Annotated in this window: 18 protein-coding genes and 1 pseudogene; 10 read left to right on the top strand and 9 right to left on the bottom strand. The window is 38.1% G+C overall.

The window, feature by feature from the left end:
* Positions 1-115 precede the first annotated feature (115 nt).
* Positions 116-1,183, top strand: a complete 1,068-nt coding sequence (gene mnmA / locus M9949_11145; protein ID MCO5251957.1) for a tRNA 2-thiouridine(34) synthase MnmA — start codon at positions 116-118, stop codon at positions 1,181-1,183.
* Here mnmA and M9949_11140 read toward each other — a convergent pair.
* Positions 1,161-2,531, bottom strand: a complete 1,371-nt coding sequence (locus M9949_11140; protein ID MCO5251956.1) for an aspartate kinase — start codon at positions 2,529-2,531, stop codon at positions 1,161-1,163. The two genes, mnmA and M9949_11140, sit on opposite strands and share 23 nt — an antisense overlap.
* Before the next feature lies 1 nt (position 2,532).
* Positions 2,533-3,129: a hypothetical protein gene (locus M9949_11135; GenBank protein MCO5251955.1), complete on the bottom strand. Its 597-nt coding sequence runs from the start codon at positions 3,127-3,129 to the stop codon at positions 2,533-2,535.
* A 111-nt stretch (positions 3,130-3,240) separates the two neighbouring features.
* Here M9949_11135 and M9949_11130 point away from each other — a divergent pair, with 111 nt between their 5' ends.
* Both M9949_11130 and M9949_11125 read left to right on the top strand, forming a co-directional pair.
* Positions 3,241-4,257: a tocopherol cyclase family protein gene (locus tag M9949_11130; GenBank protein MCO5251954.1), complete on the top strand. Its 1,017-nt coding sequence runs from the start codon at positions 3,241-3,243 to the stop codon at positions 4,255-4,257.
* Between the two features lie 80 nt (positions 4,258-4,337).
* Positions 4,338-5,888 (top strand): AbgT family transporter, encoded by a 1,551-nt coding sequence (locus M9949_11125; protein MCO5251953.1) that lies wholly within the window; start codon positions 4,338-4,340, stop codon positions 5,886-5,888.
* 14 nt (positions 5,889-5,902) lie between these two features.
* Here M9949_11125 and M9949_11120 read toward each other — a convergent pair whose 3' ends face one another.
* From M9949_11120 to M9949_11110, 3 genes are all read right to left on the bottom strand, one after another.
* Positions 5,903-7,633 (bottom strand): PAS domain S-box protein, encoded by a 1,731-nt coding sequence (locus M9949_11120; protein MCO5251952.1) that lies wholly within the window; start codon positions 7,631-7,633, stop codon positions 5,903-5,905.
* A gap of 193 nt (positions 7,634-7,826) precedes the next feature.
* Positions 7,827-8,963 carry a hypothetical protein gene (locus M9949_11115; GenBank protein ID MCO5251951.1) on the bottom strand — a complete coding sequence of 379 codons (1,137 nt, stop codon included), beginning with the start codon at positions 8,961-8,963 and terminating at the stop codon, positions 7,827-7,829.
* A 95-nt stretch (positions 8,964-9,058) separates the two neighbouring features.
* Entirely contained in the window at positions 9,059-9,805 is a 747-nt protein-coding gene (locus tag M9949_11110; protein ID MCO5251950.1) for a PhoH family protein, read from the bottom strand.
* A gap of 219 nt (positions 9,806-10,024) precedes the next feature.
* Between M9949_11110 and M9949_11105 the strand changes: the two genes are divergently transcribed.
* From M9949_11105 to M9949_11080, 6 genes are all read left to right on the top strand, one after another.
* Positions 10,025-11,503 carry a glycogen synthase gene (locus M9949_11105; protein MCO5251949.1) on the top strand — a complete coding sequence of 493 codons (1,479 nt, stop codon included), beginning with the start codon at positions 10,025-10,027 and terminating at the stop codon, positions 11,501-11,503.
* Positions 11,500-12,747, top strand: a complete 1,248-nt coding sequence (locus M9949_11100) for a hypothetical protein (GenBank protein ID MCO5251948.1) — start codon at positions 11,500-11,502, stop codon at positions 12,745-12,747. The genes M9949_11105 and M9949_11100 overlap by 4 nt, the downstream gene beginning before the upstream one ends.
* A 2-nt stretch (positions 12,748-12,749) precedes the next feature.
* Entirely contained in the window at positions 12,750-13,982 is a 1,233-nt protein-coding gene (locus M9949_11095) for a type IX secretion system membrane protein PorP/SprF (GenBank protein MCO5251947.1), read from the top strand.
* An 80-nt stretch (positions 13,983-14,062) separates the two neighbouring features.
* On the top strand, positions 14,063-14,605 hold the full coding sequence (hslV, locus tag M9949_11090) for an ATP-dependent protease subunit HslV (GenBank protein ID MCO5251946.1): 543 nt from the start codon (positions 14,063-14,065) through the stop codon (positions 14,603-14,605).
* 32 nt (positions 14,606-14,637) lie between these two features.
* Complete coding sequence (hslU, locus tag M9949_11085) at positions 14,638-16,053, top strand: ATP-dependent protease ATPase subunit HslU (protein ID MCO5251945.1); 1,416 nt, start codon at positions 14,638-14,640, stop codon at positions 16,051-16,053.
* A 7-nt stretch (positions 16,054-16,060) separates the two neighbouring features.
* Positions 16,061-16,522, top strand: coding sequence for a DUF1801 domain-containing protein (locus tag M9949_11080; GenBank protein MCO5251944.1), 462 nt, complete (start codon positions 16,061-16,063; stop codon positions 16,520-16,522).
* Between the two features lie 392 nt (positions 16,523-16,914).
* Here the strand turns inward: M9949_11080 and M9949_11075 are convergent, their stop codons facing one another.
* The 3 genes and pseudogenes from M9949_11075 to M9949_11065 form a co-directional block, all read right to left on the bottom strand.
* Entirely contained in the window at positions 16,915-17,388 is a 474-nt protein-coding gene (locus tag M9949_11075) for an IPTL-CTERM sorting domain-containing protein (protein MCO5251943.1), read from the bottom strand.
* A gap of 18 nt (positions 17,389-17,406) precedes the next feature.
* Positions 17,407-18,279 (bottom strand): hypothetical protein, encoded by an 873-nt coding sequence (locus tag M9949_11070; protein ID MCO5251942.1) that lies wholly within the window; start codon positions 18,277-18,279, stop codon positions 17,407-17,409.
* A 71-nt stretch (positions 18,280-18,350) separates the two neighbouring features.
* A pseudogene (locus tag M9949_11065) lies at positions 18,351-18,779 on the bottom strand (collagen-like protein).
* A 621-nt stretch (positions 18,780-19,400) separates the two neighbouring features.
* Between M9949_11065 and M9949_11060 the strand changes: the two are divergent.
* Complete coding sequence (locus M9949_11060) at positions 19,401-20,810, top strand: tetrathionate reductase family octaheme c-type cytochrome (GenBank protein ID MCO5251941.1); 1,410 nt, start codon at positions 19,401-19,403, stop codon at positions 20,808-20,810.
* A gap of 235 nt (positions 20,811-21,045) precedes the next feature.
* On the opposite strand, the gene M9949_11055 is transcribed toward M9949_11060, so the two are convergent.
* Positions 21,046-21,534 carry an IPTL-CTERM sorting domain-containing protein gene (locus M9949_11055; GenBank protein MCO5251940.1) on the bottom strand — a complete coding sequence of 163 codons (489 nt, stop codon included), beginning with the start codon at positions 21,532-21,534 and terminating at the stop codon, positions 21,046-21,048.
* Positions 21,535-21,564 lie beyond the last annotated feature (30 nt).

Genomic DNA, 21,564 nt, shown 5'->3' with positions numbered 1-21,564 from the left:
TTATTACAATATTTTCAAGAAAATACGCCACAATATTAATAATAATTGCTGATTTTCGTATTTATCAAACCGAGAATCATTCAAAATATAGACGTAATAGGGCATAATAGATAAAATGAAAATTGCAGTTTTGTTATCAGGTGGAGTTGACAGCTCAGTAGCATTAAATTTGCTCAAGTCGCAAGGGCATGAATTGACGGCTTTTTATCTCAAAATCTGGCTTGAGGAAGAGCTTGCTTTTTTGGGTGATTGCCCTTGGGAAGAGGATTTGGATTTTGCACGGAAAGTTTGCGATGCTGCCGGAGTTCCGCTCGAAATAGTAAATATGCAGGAGGAATACCTCAATACTGTGGTCGAATACACGATTACTGAGCTAAAAGCCGGAAGGACGCCAAGCCCGGACATTATGTGCAATCGTCATATCAAATTTGGTCAATTTTTCTCGAAAGTTGATTTGCTCAAGAAATTCGATAAAGTTGCCTCGGGACATTATGCCGCAATCGAAGAAGTTGACGGATTGTTCTATTTGAAGGAATCGCCTGACCCTGTGAAGTGCCAGACTTATTTTTTGACATATTTAGACCAATCGCAGCTTTCGAAGATTCTTTTTCCGCTCGGACCATATAACAAGGCTCAGATTAGGCAATTGGCTAAGGATTTTGATTTACCGAATTCACAGCGCAAGGATTCGCAAGGGATTTGTTTCTTGGGAAAAATTAAGTATAATGATTTCATCAAATTTCATCTTGGCGAGAAAATTGGCGACATTGTCGAAATCGAAAGCGGCAAAACGATTGGCAAACACAAGGGTTTCTGGTTTCATACTATCGGACAAAGGACAGGATTGGGTTTGAGTGGCGGTCCTTGGTATGTTGTCAAAAAGGACATTGAGCAAAATATAGTTTACATTTCAAAAGATAGCCAAACTAACAAGACCTCGCACGATAAATTTGCCGTTTATAATTTGAATTGGATTACCACTGCACCCGCGACCGATACTTTGCAAGTTAAAATAAGGCATGGAGCTCAGAAATACAATTGCAAAATTCAACTGTTACCCGATAACCGTGCATTAGTAGAATTGGACGAACCCGACCAGGGGATTGCGGACGGACAATTTTCTATTTTTTACGATAATGGATACTGCCTTGGCGGTGGTGTTATTGAGCAATTGCCCGAATAACCAACTTGTCGTGAATCTGCTGCAAATCTAATGAAGTATCACAAGTGATGATAATCGAGTTGCCCGTTGGGCTTTGGTAGAAATCAATTTTCGGCTTCGTGATGCCAAGTTCAACCATTTTGGAAATTGACATTATATCATCATTCAAACTCAAATTTTCACCCGTAATCGCACATCCGAAAATTGCTTCGGGAGTTTTTCCGTTTGACTGAAGCACCATCAAATTTGTTTTGTCCGGTACCATTGCGATAATCAGTCCCTTATATGCAATTACTGAGCTATATAAAATCGTAGAATTCGTTGCCATTATTCGCTGCGAAAGATTATGCACTTCATTTGTACAAGCTTTTACATCGTCAGCCGAAATCCGGAAAATATATAAATTTTTTAAATTGATAATCGAATGAATTGCAGATTCCGAGTCAACATCTTCGTTGATAATCTTAGTCCCAGAAAAGGCACTGTTCATCGTATTCATGACGTTTACAGGGATTTGGGCTTCCAAAGCCGGCAAAATAGTCTTGGGATGAAGAACTTTTGCCCCAAAATATGACATTTCGAGCATTTCGCTGATTGAAATTTTGTCTATACTTTTGGCATTTGGGACCAATCTCGGGTCGGCTGTCATCACTCCATTAACGTCAGTATAAATATCAATCGAATCAATTGCATAGTCGTTTTTCGCCATACAAGCACCAATTATTGATGCCGAAAAATCCGAACCGCCTCTGCCAAGAGTCGTTGTTTTCAATTGTGTGCTTCGCCCAATGAATCCTTGCGTAACAGCAATATGATAATCACCTTCAATCATTGGCTCAATGAGTTCACTTCTAATCTTCTCGGTAATCAAGTCGTATTGCGGGTTTGCGTGACAATAATTGCTATCGCTTATCATAAAATCTCGCGAATCGGCAAGATATGATTTGATTCCTGAATCTAACAGTGCAAAATGAATGACCGTGGAGGAAACCAATTCACCCTTAGCCAGAGCCGAATCAATTGCCGAGCCGTGGCATTCTTTCAAAAAACTTATGCTTTCCAATAATTCATTCAATTCATTCAGATGAGTTTGTACCTGATGCTCCGCTTGACGGATTAGCTCAGAATCCGTAATTACTTCCTCTATCAAACCTAAAGCTCGCATTTCAATTCTATAAACGAATTCTTGAGCTTTTGCCAAATTGGTCAATGCAATTTCCGTAGATTCGCTAATCAAATCAGTTACTTTGGCAAAAGCTGAAAAAACAGCAACCGAACCTTTGGGAGAGGATTTGATTATTGAAATAAGCTGCTTAATTGCAAATGCCGTACCGACAGATGTGCCACCGAATTTGAGGATTTTGGGCATATTACAAATCAATGAATGATGTCAAATGTTCTGCACTTTTCAAATGCACCAAAACACCATCGGCAACAAGTTCGGCAACGGCTTTTTTTGCACTTTCGACCGTAATTTTGCTTTTGAATGCGAAATGCCAAATGTCAATCGGACTGACTGATATTTGCAAAGCGAGAATTTGAGCCAAACTCATTTGCTTTTTTTCCAAGAACAATGTTTTCGATGATTCGACCAAGAGCTTTGATTCATCGTCCACCATATGGTCTTCGGTGAAGTAGTAATTGTCGTTTTTGGTCAAATCGCAAATTAAGAAACCACGATAATCGGAATAAATCAAGAACGGCAAAAAAGCAATACTTACTACGTATGGTGAGATTGCTTCATCTTCCCATAAGTCATCCCATACGGGTCTATCGGCTAATTTGAGCCATTCGAAGAATTCGATTTCGCGATGAGGCAGATTAATCAATGTGGATTTGGGCAAATAATCCATAACTATTTTTGCTTGTGACGGAGAAGCAGAACTGAACAACTCTTCGGGCAAAATTACTAAGCCGTCTTGAGCTACAAGTTTTTTGCAAATTTCGTGTATTTGTAAATCGGTCAATTTTTTTCTGAATTTGTTGATATTTATTATGTAAAAATAAACAATATAGTTCAAAAATTAGTGCATTTTGGCAAAAATGATGTGCAATAATGTATTGGCAAATCTGTTTATATGAATTTGAAAAATCCGATGTCATTTTTGAGCAAAATATGGAATCCTGAGCATTATCATGGTGCAAACAAACGAGGAACTTTCTTCGAGGGTTGGTATTACAAAAATGTCAGCTACAATGGCGAAAGCATTGTATCAATAATCCCGGGAATTTTCAAATCCAAGGACAAATCCAAAGAACACGCATTCATACAATTCATTGATGGCAAAAGCAACCAAACTACATATTACCGATTTGATTTAAAAGATTTCCGAGCATCTGATAAACCTTTTGAAATCCAAATCGGAGAATGTGTATTCAATAATCGCGAAATTTTTATTGATATTCGCCGAGAGGATTCATTAACTTACGGTCACATTAAATTGAGTGATTTGACTCCTTGGCCCGTTACAACTTTTTCGCCCGGTGCAATGGGATGGTACGGATTTGTACCCACAATGGAATGCAATCACGGCGTATTGAGCATGAATCACAAAATCGAAGGCAAACTCTTAGTCAACGATAAAGTTTATATTCTTGCTCGGGGCAAAGGTTACATTGAAAAAGATTGGGGCAAATCATTCCCGTCCGCTTATGTATGGATGCAAAGCAATCACTTTACGCATAAGGGTACTTCTTTCATGGCTTCGGTAGCGAGAATTCCATGGGTAGTAGGCTCTTTCAAAGGTTTGTTGATGGGACTGTTGGTGAATGATAAATTATACAGATTTGCAACTTATACCGGTGCGAAACTTTCTCATTTGGAAATTAATGATGAAATGATTGATTTCCGTGTTTATGACAGCAAATATATCCTAAATGTGAAGGTCAAAAGGGCTGCCGGTGGATTGCTCAAAGCGCCGTATGAAAAACAAATGCTCGAACGAGTAACTGAATCCTTGAACTCGGAAATCGAACTCGAACTTTACAAGTTTAAGGGTCGCAATTCGGAATTAATCTATTCGGACCATGCAAAGTATTCCGGTTTGGAAGTTACCGGAGACGCAAGTTACCTCAGCTTACCTAAAAACTCTTAATAATTTTTATTTTTACTAAAAAATAAATCAAATCACTTGTTGTCTATTTCAGTTTGATTTTTCAATAAATAGCAAAACGAATGACTAAAAAAGAAAGTACCAAACGAGATTTAATCGGCAATTTTTTATTGATTGTCGAAAAATTAGGGAACGCTCTCCCACATCCTGCTACTTTGTTTGCACTATTGGCTATTGCAGTCGTTATAATGTCATGGATAGCCTCTTTGATTGGTTTCACAGCTGACCATCCGAGTACGGGCGAATTAATCGAGCCTGTAAACTTATTATCCGAGCAAGGCATACACATGATAATCACCAAGATGGTGACAAATTTTACGTCATTTGCTCCACTCGGTACTGTATTAGTTGCAATGTTGGGTATCGGAATTGCCGAGAGTTCGGGTTTGATTGGTACTTCTTTAAGGTTGCTTGTTATTTCGTCTCCTCGCAAATTATTGACTTTCGTAATTATACTCGCAGGTATTATTTCCAATACTGCAAGCGAAGTTGGTTATGTTTTGCTTGTTCCTTTGGGTGGTATAATTTTCCATGCCGTAGGCAGGCATCCTATTGGGGGCATTGCTGCTGCTTTTGCAGGTGTTTCCGGTGGATATAGTGCAAATTTATTATTAGGCACAATTGACCCACTTTTAGCAGGGCTATCCGAAGAAGCCGCTCGAATCATAGACCCAAGTTATACTGTCAATCCCGCTTCAAACTATTATTTTTTAGTTGCTTCAGTACCATTGATTGCACTCGCTGGCACTTGGGTTACAGAGAAAATTGTTATGCCGAGATTAGGCGATTATGAGGGTACGCTTGAAAAAGAAGAGTTGCGGAAACTAACACAAAGCGAGAAAAAGGGGCTGATGTATGCTATTATTGCATCACTTATATTTGCAGTTGTTTTAGCTATCGGTGTCATCCCCGAAGATGGCTTCCTGCGTGGTGATATTGACCCAGAGACAGGGGTTCGCAGCGTATTGCGTTCGCCGTTTATGCGCGGTATCGTTGCATTTATTTTCCTTGGGGCAGCATTTGCAGGTATTTCATATGGAATTGGTGCAGGAACTATAAAAAGCGATTCGGACGTAATGCGAGGAATGGGTAAATCAATGGAAGCACTCGGTCTATACATCGTGCTTACATTTTTTGCAGCTCAATTCGTAGCTTACTTCAATTGGACTAATCTCGGAAAAATATTTGCAGTAGAAGGGGCGCTTGTATTGCAATCGTCAGGATTGGGACCAATACCGCTTATTTTAGCTTTTATTGCCCTCACCTCGGTAATGAACCTTGTTATGGGGAGTGCATCGGCAAAATGGGCACTGATGGCACCAATTTTCATTCCCATGTTTATGCTTTTGGGCTATTCCCCGGAGTTTGTCCAAGCGGCTTACCGCGTTGGCGATAGTGTCTCAAACATAATTTCGCCTATGATGTCCTATTTTGCATTGATAGTAGCATTTTTTGCAAAATATGATAAAAAAGCAGGAATCGGCACAATTGTATCGGTAATGTTGCCTTATACTTTCGTGTTCTTTATAGCTTGGTCTATATTCATGATTATATGGATACTCTTAGGATTGCCGGTTGGTCCCGACGCACCGCTGTTCATAGACATACCTTAATAAAAAGAAATTTATTAGATGGGCAATTCTATTCTGAACGAGTTGCCCATTTGAGTGCTTGATTGAGCGATAATCTTTCCTTTGAGCAATTCTGTAATCATTGCCGCAGTCAACAAACCCAACCGAGTTTCGCGGCTTTCTTTGATTTTGAAATAATTTTCTAATGATTCCTTCGGGATTACAGCGCCATTATCAACGATTTCGATTAAGAGTTTGTTCTTGTCTATACCAACTGCCAGTTCGAGCCTGCCGTTATTTCCCGATACTGAGGCAGCATCAATTCCGTTGGAGATAAGAATTTGCAACAATGAATACAAGGCATACTTGTCAGTTTTTATTTTATCTAAATTCCCGGCAAAACTGAGATTGATGGTCACGTTTTGAGATGATGCAACTTCTTTGAATTCGGAATAAACTTCTTCGATTATTTTGTTAATATTTTGGTTTTGAAAATTGATTTGATAGCCTTTGGCAATCGTTACAAAAATATTTATAATTTTGTTCTTTATTTCGAATTTAGTACGCAAATTTGCCCAAGCTTTATCGAGTACTTCTTTAGTAGAAGTGTTGCGAAGATTTTCGTAATCGTCTAAATATCTGTTCTGTTCTAAGAGTAATAAATCGATGTTGCTTTCCAAAGCAAGGAATGTAGTCGAAACAGCATCTTGTTCCAACATCAATTTTTCATGTTCGAGCTCTTTGATTTTGCGTAAATCTTGCAAAAAAGCGACTCTACCCATTACGTTTTTCTTAGTACGGATTATGAAAGCATTCATTCTGACGGGGATTTCCGAACCATCAGTAGCAACGATATTGAATTCTTTGTTTTTGATAATGCTTCCGTCTTCGTCATAATCTTCAAAGAATTCCTTTGGCATCAATTCTTGAATTTTTGGAATTCCGGGCTTCCGTTGTAATGACCATTTCAGCATGTCACGGGCGGCAGAGTTGAATATCTGAACTTTACCCCTATGAGTCAAGGCGACAATACCATCGGCAGAACTTTCAATCAAATCTGAATAAAAGTCATGTGCGTGGTGCAATTGTTCTTGAAGTTGGTTCAATTCCGTTATATCGGCAGCGATTTCCATTACATGCGATACGCCATCGGGATTTTTAGCAATTGGAATTGTCGAAATCATCAAATGGGCTTTTTCGCCGGATTTGGTCACCCCGACTTGAGCACCAATTTGCTCCATACCTTCGGTAAATGCAAGAACTGTTGGTGAAGTCATGTATTCGTATCCACGTTTTTTGGATTGCTCGGTGTTAAAGATGCAATGACTTTCGCCGAAAGTGTCGCGGTATCTCTCATTAGCACGAAGAACTTTTAAATTTTTGTCAACTATCGAAATATAGCACGGGACTTTTTCAAACAAAATGTTGAATTCTTTCTGCCAATGACCTGATTCTGCAGTTCCATGGAAAATGCAAAGAACTTCTTTGATATCACCGTTTTGGGCGAAAAGTGGAATGAAAGTCGCAACATTATAGTCTGTTCTGATTTCGTTTGGACTACCGGAAACATATTGAACTGCCTCCTCGCCGGATTCGAAAACTCGCTTGATGTTTAGAATTACATCAGTGTTCGCAAATCTCGACTCCGAAGTTCTTAAGCTTGCATCTTGTTTCATGCCGGTAAGTTCTGCGAACTTATTATTGGCAAGTCGTAATCTCAAATCCTTTTGTATTAGAGCTACACCAAAAGGTAGAAAGTCAAGCAATTCATTTTCCGAAATTTTCATTATTTTTTTCTCATTTTAATATTATTTTTTCACAATTAAAATTTTAAGTAAAGTACGAAAATTTTTCTTACAATACAAGTTAATAGTTAAGAATTCAAATTTAGAAAATTATTTTAAATTAACATATCGAACAGATATTCAATTTTCTTAAATGAATAACAAGAAATAAAGACGTATATTATGTTGAAAAGTGTTATAATAAAAAACAGTTTTCGTAGTGAAGCCCACAATCATGAGTCAAGACAGGTAATTCTAAAGCTCGAACAGCTATATCGAGCAGAAAGTTTTTGGTTTCGCCATCGTCCCGAAAATTATTCGCCCCATTAGGTACGACGCCAGTTGCATATTGCTTGAGATTCATTTCTATCATTTTTTGTGAGTATAGCGTGAAGCTATTATATGTATATCCGTTCTTGTAGAGCATTGTGTTTGCTATCCAAGCATTAATTATAGGCTCGGGGTCTTCTTTCAGCATGTAAAATTTATCAAATCGTTCTTGAAATTTTACAATCAGAGCGTCATTCTTGTGATTTGGCTTTGTATCCAATTTTTGACGCAATTTTTCAGTAAATTCAATTTGATGAGAAATGAAATAATCCATAAGTTGCCTGTAATCATTGATACCGAGTTGTTCGAGTACTGTTTTGTTATCAAGCGATACCATAATCCTTGCGGCTTCGTTCATCAGCTTATAATTTACGGGAATTCTCATCACACAACAGGCAAGCTCTTTTTCGCGAGAATTTCGATGAAATAGTATTTTATTATCGGCATTAGGATAATACTTCGTTACTGACTTTAGGACAGCTTCTGTACCATTTGACATGAAACTATCGCATTTTATTTTTCGTCGGGACATTCTGTGAAGCATCTTGTCCCAAATTTCTGCCGTATCTTCGTTGGCTACGTCATATGCCAGAACAAAGCCCGAAAGAGCATCAATGGCAAATATGGCAAACATTGTGTTGCTTTCATTATCCCCAACCGAACAAGCAAAACTTTTTCCGGCAAGAATGATTTGTTTTGGGTGGTGCGAGTCAACCAATGAATCAATATAATTTTCCCAATGCGGAAATCCTTTCAGATAATCGCGGAGCTTTTGGTTGATTCGACGTGGGGAACTTTTATGCATATCTGCTAAGTCTCGGTATGTACTTCCCAAGAGATAATCTGCCGCCAAATCACCAATATCGGTCTTCTCATTGTCATAGACCAACACCCAAGTTCTGCCGCAATCACGACATCTCATACGTGTCTTACCAATAGGGCTCTTACCGTGTCTTGTAATTCTGTCACTCTTACAATAAATACAATCTATAGTATCACTCATGAATCTTTTTCTTTTGTAAAGCCAAAATCATGCTTCATTTGAAGCATATCAAATTAAGACGTACAAAAAGTAAAATTCATACGTAAAAGTCGAAATCAATTTCGTTTGTTCTTTGGCAGCCTATCCTCAGCTTTCAATTTTTCGTAGCGTTCGGTTATTTCGATTAAAATTTTGTTTCTCACTATATCTTCTTGATTGAACTCAAATACACCAATACCTTTGATACCGCGAATCATATTTGCAAAAAATGGCAATGCAACGTGATTTGCATTTATATCGTATTGGTGCAAATCACCGGATATGATTACTTTGCTGCCTTTGCCCATTCGAGTTGTAAATAGCATTATTTGGCGAATGTCTGCATTTTGGGCTTCATCAAGTATCATCAAAGTGTCGTCGAAAGTTGCCCCTCTCATAAAAGCAAGTGGGCGGAATTCAATTACATTGTCTTTCAGTAGTTTATCGAAAATTTTCTTTTTTAATAATTTTTGAAAGGTTATCCTGAAACTTTCGTAATGCGGGTCAATTTTGCTTTCGACATCTCCCGGCAAAAAGCCCAGCTTCTCACCTGCTTCTTGCAATGGCTTTGTTAGTATTACTTTGCTGAATTGGTTCTGTTTCAATGCAATTGTTGCATAGTAGCAATCAATGAATGTCTTTGATGTTCCGGCAGGACCTGTGCACAAAATTATGTCGTTTTCATTGATTACTTTAATCAATTCCACCTGCTTTTTAGAAAGCACGATATTACGCAAAGTGTTGTCTGATTCTACATCCATGGGCTTGGATTGTCTTTCGATTTTCTCGGTCTCTGTTTCATCTCGGCGGATTCGTTTTGTCATATAGTTTTATCAAAAATAAAATGAAAATTAATGAAAAAACAAAGATAAGCATGGATTGTCAAGTAGAAAAATTAAAATAAAGTTAAGAAATTCAACTCATTAAGAATGTGATATACAATGTTTATAAAAGTATGAAATTCAGATTCTATACTATATAAAGCTTTTTTTTGTATTTTTGTAAGATTGGAAAAACTGAAATTGGACATATAATAAGATAAGATGGCAAAACCACTAAACATTCTGTTCGTATCGAGTGAAGTATTCCCTTTTGCAAAAGAGAGCGGAATTGCCGATGTATCTTATGCTTTGCCGATTGCGTTAAGGCATATGGGACATGATGTAAGGTTGATGTTACCCAAATATGGTACAATTTCCGAACGTAGAAACCGAATTTATGAGATAAACAGATTACGCGATATACCAATCGAATTAGGCGATAAAATTGAATTTACCACAGTTAAGTCCACATCAGTTGTTAGTCCGGGCACAAAAGTTCAAGCATATGTAACATCGCACATTGGATATTTCGAAGAAAAAACGGGTGTTTATCACGACCCTGAAACTTGGATTGAATATCAAGATAATGCCGAAAGATTCATTTTTTTCAACAAAAGCGTAGTCGAAACTTGCAATTTGCTTGGTTGGTTCCCCGATATTATTCATTGTAACGATTGGCAAACAGCACTTCTTCCGGCATTAATCCGCACCTCAGGAAACGAAAAGTTCAAAAATACAGGCACTGTGTTTACCATTCACAATTTCTATCGTCAAGGTGTGTATGGATTACACGAGTTTGCAAAGACAGGATTGGATAAAAGTGTGTTACCGAATTTTAAACATAAAAATCAATTGAATTTAATGAAGGGTGCCATTCATTATTCGAATTATATCACTACGGTCAGCCCAACGTATGCTCAGGAGATTTTACAGGATAAGAAATATTCCAACGGGTTGAACGAAGTGCTCAAAGAGCGCATCGACAGTTTCAAAGGTATCTTGAACGGGATTGATTCCGTTGGCTGGAATCCGGCTCGCGATACATTAATAATAGAAAAATTCAAGAAAGATTACGAAACTTTCAAAACAAGCAACAAGATTGCATTATGCAAAATTTTCGGACTTGAATTTAAAAAGGATGTTCCACTTTTTGCAATGATACCCCGAATTGGCTATCAAAAAGGTGTTGGGTTGATTATCGAAGCGGCAGATGAAATTTTCTCGAAAGATATCCAGTTTATTTTGCTGGGTCAAGGCGATGCTGATTTGAAAGAACAGTTGACTGAAATTGCAAAAAAATACCCTGAAAAAGTCAAGCTCAGATATGAGTTTAACGAGGATTTGTCTCATCAGGTAGAAGCCGGCTGCAATTTTTTCCTAATGCCATCGCAATACGAACCATGCGGTCTGAATCTTATGTATTCGATAGTTTACGGAGCTATACCAATAGTCCGAGCTACGGGTGGAATGAAAGATATTGCAATAGATGTCAGTAACGAACTTGAAGGCAATGCAATAGTGTTCGAAGATTACAATTCTAAGGAATTGGCTATCGCATTCAATCGTGCCGTAGAACTTTACTCAAACAATGAATTATTTAAAACGATTGCCGAACGAGGAATGAAAGCAAATTATTCATGGACCGAATCGGCTATAGAATACGAATCAATATACAAATCTATCATAAAAGAACTTTCATGAGTCAATTCTTAAAAATTTTATTGATTGCTTTAGTTGTCGTTTTTGCCCTAAAATTTTCGGGATGCAATGAGCAACCCTCAAAAATTGCAATCAATTTGTTGCCCGATACATCACAAATCAAAGGCATTAGTTCAGCTGATACTCAATTGATTACATCGCAACGAGTTTTTCAAGCCGATTTTCCACTCTTTAATGTGGGTGGAATACTTATTGGGAAATCCAATGGGATAAGTGCTGCTGCGATTTCGAGTTTTGCATTTATTCCCGATACCTTAGACCATTTGAAAATTGAAAATATTGAAAACGTCAAGCTAACAATCTTTCCGCATCGTTATGCTTTTGGTGATACAAATTCCGGCTATTTCGGTTTTGATATTTACCGAATAAACAGACGTTGGGCTAAAGACATTACGACATATGATTCCTTATTTGTGGTTCCTGCTAATTATTATGACCCTATTCCGGTAGCATCATGGTCCGGTAAAATCCTTTTGAAAGATTCTTTGGAAACAGTTTCAATTGATTTAACTAAAGAATTAATTATTGAATGGCTTAGGACTGAAACGGTTTTCATACCTGATTCGGGCAAGGAAGTCAAACGTATAATTCCAAATTATGGATTGATACTAGTTCCGCATCAGCAATGCAATGTAATTCATCGTTTTTACGGAAATTCTCCTACGGCTGATTTTTCTTCTTTAATCAAAGTTGAATATCGCGATGGTAGCGACAGTTTGCGTGAATTGAATTTAATCTCAGGTGTGGATATGACATTCTTAGACATTCCGATGCCGGATACGAGTTATATCGTCATGCAAAATGGTGCAAATTATTGGACTGAATTAGAATTTGATTTGAGTATGATACCTCAGTTTTCGGGAATTCACAAAACTCAACTCACTTTGCACTTCGTTCCCGAGCTATCTTATCGCGGAAACATAAAATTAGACACTACGGTGCTCGAGGCAAATTACTTTATTGATGATTATTTGAATCCTATTTTCCAATTTACAGGTTCAAATGCTCAAAACATAAACGAGTTCTTTTTCCCGAGTTTCACTTCCGCTGTTCAATATTGGAACCGAACTACAGGAAAAGGCTCACTGATTATTATGCCTCATACCTTTAACAACCAAACGCGACAATTGGACAGATATGTATTCTATGGTTTAAATCATCCCGATGTATCAAAACGCCCGTCGCTAAAGGTAATTTACTCAACAAATCCTTCAATGTTTGAATAATAATGATGCTTAAAAGATTAATAATTATATTGTTTGTGATATTAGCCGCAACTCCCGCATTCAGTCAGGGTGGTTTGAATTATTCCATTTTCGGTGTCGGAGACATCAACACCACCGGCAATGCTTCCTATGATGGTGTCGGCGGCACATCTATTGCTTTTCCTTCCGAAAATTCTATTAATTTTCGCAATCCTGCAATGTGGTCATATGTCACTACGACGAGAATCAACGTGGGATACAAGTTCAACCAAACATTAGCATTTTCGGATTTGCAGGATTCATACCAAAATTCCGGTGCATTAAACGGTATCAGCGGATTGTTTATGATTGATACAGCAATGGGGATTGCCGCAAGTTTTGGAATTCATCCATATAGCAATATCAATTATATGATTGCCTCGCCTATTAATGAAACTGTCAATGACATTTATATGGACGGTAGAACGATATACCAAGGCAAAGGTGGAATTTCGATGCTTTATTTCGGTGGCTCAACCAAAATAACGCAATATGTCTCAGTCGGGGCATCAGTATTTTCGACATTCGGGAAAGTGTCCTCATTGCGAAAAACTGAATATTTCGGCGACCCATACGCTTTTACATACATATCATCACGTAATGAATTTTTCAGCGGATTTGGATTTAAAGCCGGATTATCGGTTAAACCAATGTCCAATCTCACATTAGGTTTTTATTTTGAAAATCAACCAAATCTTGATGTAGAAACTGATATTGTATTCGAATCATCGCTATTGCCCGATACATCAATTTCGCGCGTGAATGCAGTTATGATGCCTGATGCTTTCGGATTCGGAATAGCTTATGAAACGGGGAAGTTTATAATTGGCGCCGATTTATCAATGCAAGATTTCTCGAATTTCAACTATAATAATTTGGATAATTCGACCTACAAATCCGGTATGGTACTTTCTGCCGGAATTAACAGGTTAGGGAACAAAAATTTGAGTGCACCTGTGGCAGACAGAATGTCCTACAAATTAGGCGGATATTTCAAACAACATTACTTCTCAGTTTATGGCAACGAAATCACCGAAATGGCTGCTTCCATTGGATTTCAAGTACCTTGGTCGGGAACCTTCATCAGCGATATTGCCCTGACAATCGGCTCACGCGGTACTAAAACCGACGGCTTAATTCTCGAATATTTCGGAAAGCTTTCTGTGGATGTAAGTATTGGCGAAACTTGGTTCAAACCTTTCAAACGCGATTATTAACAAATAATTCCATAGATTATACAAGTCAAAAGCTATTCTTAAACGTTACTATAACGTATTATAAACTTATACTTTGAAAAATGGAATCAATAAATAATTTTCATGCAACAACCGTGCTTGGAGTAATCCGTGACGGTAAAGCTGCAATGGGCTCAGACGGACAGGTAACATTAGGCAATACTGTTGTCAAACATTCTGCCCGCAAAATTCGCAAATTATACAATGGCACTATACTCGCAGGATTTGCCGGAGCGACTGCCGATGCTTTTACTTTGTTGGAAAGATTTGAAGAAAAATTGGAATCTCATCGCGGTAATTTGCAACGCGCTTCGATTGATTTGGCTAAGGATTGGCGTTCCGACAGATTTTTAAGGCGTTTGGAAGCAATGATGGCAGTAATGAACAATACCGAAGCATTTTTATTAAGTGGAAATGGCGACGTAATCGAACCGGACGACAAGATAATTTCCATAGGTTCAGGCGGACCTTACGCTTTGAGTGCAGCTCGAGCAATGCTCGATAACACTTCGATGTCTGCTGCCGATATGGTAAAAAAATCGCTGACTATTGCCGGCGAAATTTGCATTTATACTAATCTCTCCATTCATGTGGAAGAGCTTTAAAATTTTTTTAAAATAATGGATAATACTTTAATATGAACGAAATAATTCAAGAAACTGAAAATCAATCAACGCAACAATTTGTAATTAAAGAAGATACGCAATTGACTCCTCGTCAGATTGTGTCGGAGTTGGATAAATATATAATCGGTCAAAATGCGGCTAAAAAGGCAGTGGCAATCGCTTTGCGTAACAGATGGAGACGCCAAAGCGTCACTGATGATATTCGCGAGGAAATCATGCCTAACAATATCATCATGATTGGTCCCACCGGTGTTGGTAAGACTGAGATTGCTCGCAGATTGGCAAAATTATCGAATGCTCCATTTGTCAAAGTAGAAGCAACCAAATTTACCGAAGTCGGTTACGTTGGACGAGATGTTGAATCTATGATTCGTGATTTGGCTGAACGTTCGGTAGCAATTGTCCGCGAAGAACACACTACCGGCAAAAAGCATGATGCTCAAATTGCAGCCGAAAATCGTATCTTGGATATCCTGATTCCGCCTGTCAAAAGGTCGCCTTCATTCGACACAGCCTCAGAAAATGAAGTTGAGGAAAATGCTCGCACTCGTGAAAAATTCAGAAGTATGCTCCGAAAAGGAGTTTTGGACGAAAGAATGATTGAACTCGATGTGCTCGTTGACCAAACTCCAAATCTGCAAGTGCTCGGTCCGATGGGAATGGATGAAATGGGAATGAACTTGCAAGACATGTTTGGCTCAATCATGCCCAAAAAGAATAAAAAACGCAAAATGAGAGTAGGTGACGCACGCACATTTTTGGAAAAAGAAGAAGCCGAGAAACTAATTGACATGGAAGCCGTTATCAAAGAAGCGATTCGCAGAACCGAAAATTCGGGTATCGTGTTTATAGATGAAATTGACAAAATTGCCTCTAAATCTACTGCCGGAAGTAGTGGTCCCGACGTTTCTCGCGAAGGTGTCCAACGTGATTTATTGCCTATTGTTGAAGGTTGCTCGGTCAACACAAAATATGGTCCTGTACATACAGACCACATACTCTTTATAGCATCGGGAGCTTTCCATGTTTCAAAGCCTTCGGATTTGGTACCTGAACTTCAGGGACGATTCCCAATTAGAGTGGAATTGCAAAGCTTGACCGAAGAAGATTTTATCAAAATTTTGACTCAACCAGAAAATGCTTTAATCAAGCAATACAAAGCTCTGATTGCAACCGAAGATGTTATTCTGGATTTTGACGAAACTGCAATTAAGGAAATAGCCTCTATCGCTGCAACTGTTAATGAAGAAGTCACAAATATCGGGGCTCGTCGTTTGCATACAATTATGACAAGTTTGCTCGAAGACATCATGTTCAATGCACCGGATAATATCGAAGTCGGAACAATCTATATAGATTCGGCAAAAGTTCGAACCACGCTCGACAAAATTGTTACAAATATTGACATTTCAAAATATATTTTGTAGGATTTTTATGACGATAAAAGCTGATACATTTGATGAATACCTCTCGCAAGTTCCTGAAGAGAGAAAAGAAGCGATTGCTCGATTGAGACAGGTGTTGAAGGATAATTTGCCTGTAGGATTTGAAGAAGGTATTGGTAATAATATGCCGGGTTTTGATGTACCGCACACGCTCTACCCGGCAGGCTATCATTGCGACCCTAAACAACCATTACCTTTTGTGGGTTTTGCCTCGCAGAAAAATTTTATCGCTTTTTATCATATGGGCGTCTATGCAATTCCCGAAATCTACGAATGGTTCATAAGTGAATATCCCAAGCATTCTAAGAATAAGTTAGACATGGGCAAAAGCTGCATCCGATTCAAAAAACCGGAGCAAATTCCCTTTGACCTGATAGCTCAACTCGCTCAAAAAATCACTCCCCAACAATGGATTGAAATTTACGAAGCAAATTATAAGCCTAAGAAATAAAAGACATAATAATTTTTGTCCTGTCAGTTGTTACAACTGACAGCCTCATTAAATACAATCTAACCGCAAAGGGCGCAAAGAAGTCTCAAAGGGCACGAAAGATTTTTTTGGTCATTCTGAGCCGAAGGCGAAGAATCAAGCTTTCAAAAAATACATGGATTCTTCGCTTCGCTCAGAATGACGATTGGTGTGGCATAAAAAACCTCCCGAAGCTTTGGAAGCTTCGGAAGGCTGATTGTTTTATAGTTATTTAACTACTTCGTGGTTTAAGTGGGTGCGTATGTTTCTTTCCCCGCATTTCATACGGGGTTATTCATATTTAACCACTTCGTGGTAAAAAATCAAGCCCCTAAACCCACCCTTCGACAGGCTCAGGGGGCGAATTTCAAAATTTACACCATTTTGCGCATAACGAACCAGCCGCCGAAACTTGCAAAAAGAAGTCCGAGTGCGATTAAGCCCCATTCACCGAGAGTGGGGATTGTGGTGAAGATGCGCTGCTGACCGTAGAAAGTGCCGTCAATATTAACCATGTAAGCACGGACATAATATTTTGTACCCAATTGCAAGCCAGTCAGATTTGATGCGAAAATTGTAGAATTGCCTGATGTTGGTCCGGCGCCTTGTTCAGTTATTCCGACATTAACGTCGGTTGTTGGCATTGCTGATGTTGACCAGACAATACCCTTTTCAGTTACATCGTTGTCATCAACTGTTAAATTGATGGAGCCACCGCTAATTGCGGAATTATTTGTGATATTATAAACCGGTTGTGTCGAAATCATTGCTTCAAACAATCCCCAATCTGCTTTCATAGCCACATTTGCGAATAATAATATTGCAATATATATAATTAATTTTTTCATTTTTTCCTTGGTCTTTATTTAAAATTGATTAACATTAATTATACTTATCTCATAATATGTTCCCATATCGTTAATCGTGACTTGTTCATCAGTCATAGGTAGATATTCAGTGCCGTCGAAGAAACGCAATATACTATTTGTATTCAATGTCTTAGGAGAAATTGCCGATTTATCCATACGTAAAATAATTGTAGCATTTAAATTATTATCGCCGGCGACGTCCCAAAATAGCATCGGGTCTTTAATAGCGCCGGGAACTGATTTCTCGACCATTCTGACCCTAATCGGAGTTGTCGGTGCATTTCCTGAAATAATTTTCAATGTGTAATGATTTGTTCCGTCGCCCATCGGGAAATCACGTTGGACACTTGCTTGTGCGTTTTGCGATAAGTATCCGGTTGAAACTGCAGTAATTGAATGATTTGTTCCGATAATTTGTCCTTGAACAAATAAATTTCCGGTACCGATTGTAATATTTTTATCTGCTCCAACTAAAGTCAAATCACCTATGATAGATGATAAATGATTATTAGTAATTGTGGCGGATGATTCGACAGTTATATTTTCAAAAAGAATTGAATCTGGACTTGTACCTGAAATAATTGAATTTCCGGTACCATTGAAAACAACTTTACCATCAGAATCTCTATTGATAAAAACTCCACCTGAAGGAGCATTATTTACAAAATTACCGGTAATAAAAATATCGCCATCTAAATCAATTTCACCATTATTGCTTGCATCGCCAAAATTTGTATAATTACCACCGGATATAAGCAATTTTGCACCGCTCTCAATCACGATTGTGGCACCGTTGTTTAAACCTTGTGCACTGGCAAATTGAAAAATCAGAATATATACAAAGGTAATGCAAATTATATATTTTTTCATTAATAAATTTCCTTTAAATTTATATCCATAATTGCGTGATTACAAATCTTACAAAATGGAATGACTAAAATTTAGTCTAATTTTTTAATCATGATTGAAGCATTTACATTTGTTTGAGTACCACCTGCTAATGTTTGTAAAGTTATCGCTGCTGCTGAAGTATGATTTCTAACAGTCAAAACATCGCCGGCTTCCGCTGTAATAATTACCATACCTGAATTTATTTGCGTGCCTGCACCGGAACCGTAAATTGCACTCGCCACGGGTGTACCGTTTAGGAATAAAGCGAACTGACATGGCTCAACACCTGAAACGTTAAAAAATACGGAATAAGTGCCAGCATTAACAATTGTAATCGGAGCTGTGCCCGGTGCATGAGTAATCCCAGCGGTTATATTTCCATTAGTGCTGAACAATATGTCTGCTTCTAAGGCAACGACTTGTGCATCTACATTGTAGATATAAGCGTATTCTGCCAAGCCTTGTGATGAAGAACCACTAACTGATGTCCAGATTGTACCGTTAAAATAATAGAAACCGGGTGTAACATCAGTTTGAAAAACCATTAAACCGGTAGCAGGCGTTGTTATCGCATTTTTTTGGACCTCCGTCATACGCGGAATTAATAAACCTTTGTCCGTGGACATAACATCCAACATAGCTGAACTGTGCGGTTGACTTGCGTCATTATTGATACCGACATTCTGGGAAAAGAGCATTACACTTGAGTGCATTAAAAAGCAAAAAATTAGTAAAAAAGATTTCTTCATACAAAACTCCATTTAGTTATAACAAATTTACAATATTGTCTAAGTTAAATATACTACTATTTTTTAGAAAGACAATTTTTAAAGTACACTATAAATAATTTATTTCTCATTGTAAATTTTTCTCGTCCCGTCTTTGTTACAAAGACAGATTGAAATGATGTGCATGATGTTACGGTCTTTGTAACAAGTAACCGGACAATCTAACTCACAGTCATCGGAATAATAAAAGTATTAAACGCATAATATTTGTAGGGACTTAACAGCGTTCTGTCGGAAATAATCTATTTGCTTGTTTCGTCTATTTTGTATATTTGCTATTCATAAGTTATCATTTATACGAGGAGAGAGATTATGAAAAAGTTCAATTCTTCGGTTTTTGCGATTATTATTATTTTGATTTTCATTTCATATTTGGGAATCAGAACAGAGCCTGAAAGTGTTGACCATTCTGCGATGATTTCGGGTCCATTTACAACGCCACAGGATATTACAAAAGCATGCATAGGATGCCATGTCGACGAAGCTGCCGACGTGCTTCAATCACGTCATTGGTTATGGTTGGGCGAAGAGTATGAAGCAGATGGCAAGGTCATGGTTAGAACCGGTAAGAGAAACGGTTTCAATAATACATTCATAAACATCAATTCAAACGAAGAGTCATGTACAAGTTGCCATCCAAGCTTCGGATGGAAGGATGCGACCTTCGATTTCACAAATCCCGAAAACATTGATTGTCTTGTTTGCCATGATAATTCAGGTATTTACAACAAGTTAATTCGAAATGGAAGCGCCCCCTTTTCCGGCGATGATTTGCTTAAAGCAGCCCAATCAGTCGGCAAATCTAAAGTTAGCAATTGTGGGACTTGCCATTTCGAACGTGGCGGTGGTAAAGATTTGAATCATGGTGGCTTAGAGATTGCGCTGCTCGATGACAAGAAGAAACTTGACGTTCATATGAGCGAGCAAGGATTTGATTGCGTGAGTTGTCATAAATCCGAAAACCATAAAATCAAGGGTGCAGGGCACGGCTCGATTGCTGCGGGAACAAACCATATATCTTGCACAGATTGTCACGACAATAATAAGAAAGAAATTCACAGAAATAAGCTACTTGGAAGACATTTAGATGCCATAGCTTGTGAAAGTTGCCATATTCCAAGCATTGCAAAAGAAAACTATACTTTGACGGGTTGGAATTGGAAAACAGCCGGATTGAAAGAAGATACAAATTTAGATGACGCACATTTGTCATATTCGAAGATGCGAGGCGATTTAAATTGGGAAAAGAACGTGAAGCCCGTTTACAGGTGGTTTAATGGTAAAGCCGATTATTATGAGATTGGAGATAAATTCGAATCGCAACCAATTCAAATGAATGTGTTAAATGGCTCTATAAGTGACTCAAAAGCAAAGATTTATCCCTTTAAAATTATACGCGGCAAACAGATTTATGATGTTGTGAATAATTATTTGATTGTACCAAAACTATTTGGCGAAGATGGTTTTGAAAATGGCTACGATTGGAACAAAGCTGCTGAAAATGGTATGAAAAGCGTCAATCTTGCCTATTCAGGGAAATTTGATTTTGTGGAAACAGTAATGCTCCAGCCAATACATCATATGGTAGCCCCAAAATCACAGGCAATTAAATGCACAAGTTGCCATAGCAAAAATGGAATAATGGATTGGAATGAGTTAGGATACAGCGAGGACCCGATGAAAAAGGGCGGAAGAGTAAAAAATAAGCTAATTAAAGATTAAATAGAACAGAAGAATCATTAATATCAAAACCTTCCGAAGCTTTGGAACCTTCGGAAGGTTGATTTTTATTTATAGATATTCAAGCCCTTCGGGCTTGTAAGAGGGCGAGTATGCTTCGCTCCCCGCATTTCATACGGGGTTATTAATATTTAACCACTTCGTGGTAAAAAACCATAACCAAACCCCAATCCCCTAAGCCCACCCTTCGACAGGCTCAGGGGGCGAATTTCAAAATTTAGACCATTTTCCGCATTAAGAACCAGCCACCGAAGCTTGCGAAAAGGAGTCCGAGAGCGATTAAGCCCCATTCACCGAGAGTGGGGATTGTGGTGAAGATGCGTTGCTGACCGTAAAAGACGACTTCGGCTTCGGATTCATCGGTTGTGATTAAATATGCACGAACATAATATTTTGTACCTAATTGTAAACTCGTCAGATTTGTAGCGAAAATTGTAGAATTGCCTGATGTTGGTCCGGCGCCTTGTTCGGTAATTCCGTCATAATCTAATATTGTTGGCATTGATGATGTTGACCAGACGACTCCTTTTTCGATGACATCGTTGTCATCAACTGTTAGATTGATTGAACCACCACTTATTGCCGAATTATTAGTGATATTATAAACCGGTTGGGTTGAAATCATTGCTTCGAATAATCCCCAATCTGCTCTCATAACTACATTTGCGAATAATAATATTGCGATATATATAATTAATTTTTTCATTTCTTTTATTCCTATTTATTTATTATCTTT

Source organism: Candidatus Kapaibacterium sp. (genome assembly GCA_023957315.1).
Classification (GTDB): Bacteria; Bacteroidota; Ignavibacteria; order Kapaibacteriales; family UBA2268; genus PGYU01.
Note: the sequence above shows the minus strand (reverse complement) of the source record. Positions and strands in the feature narration are given on the sequence as shown.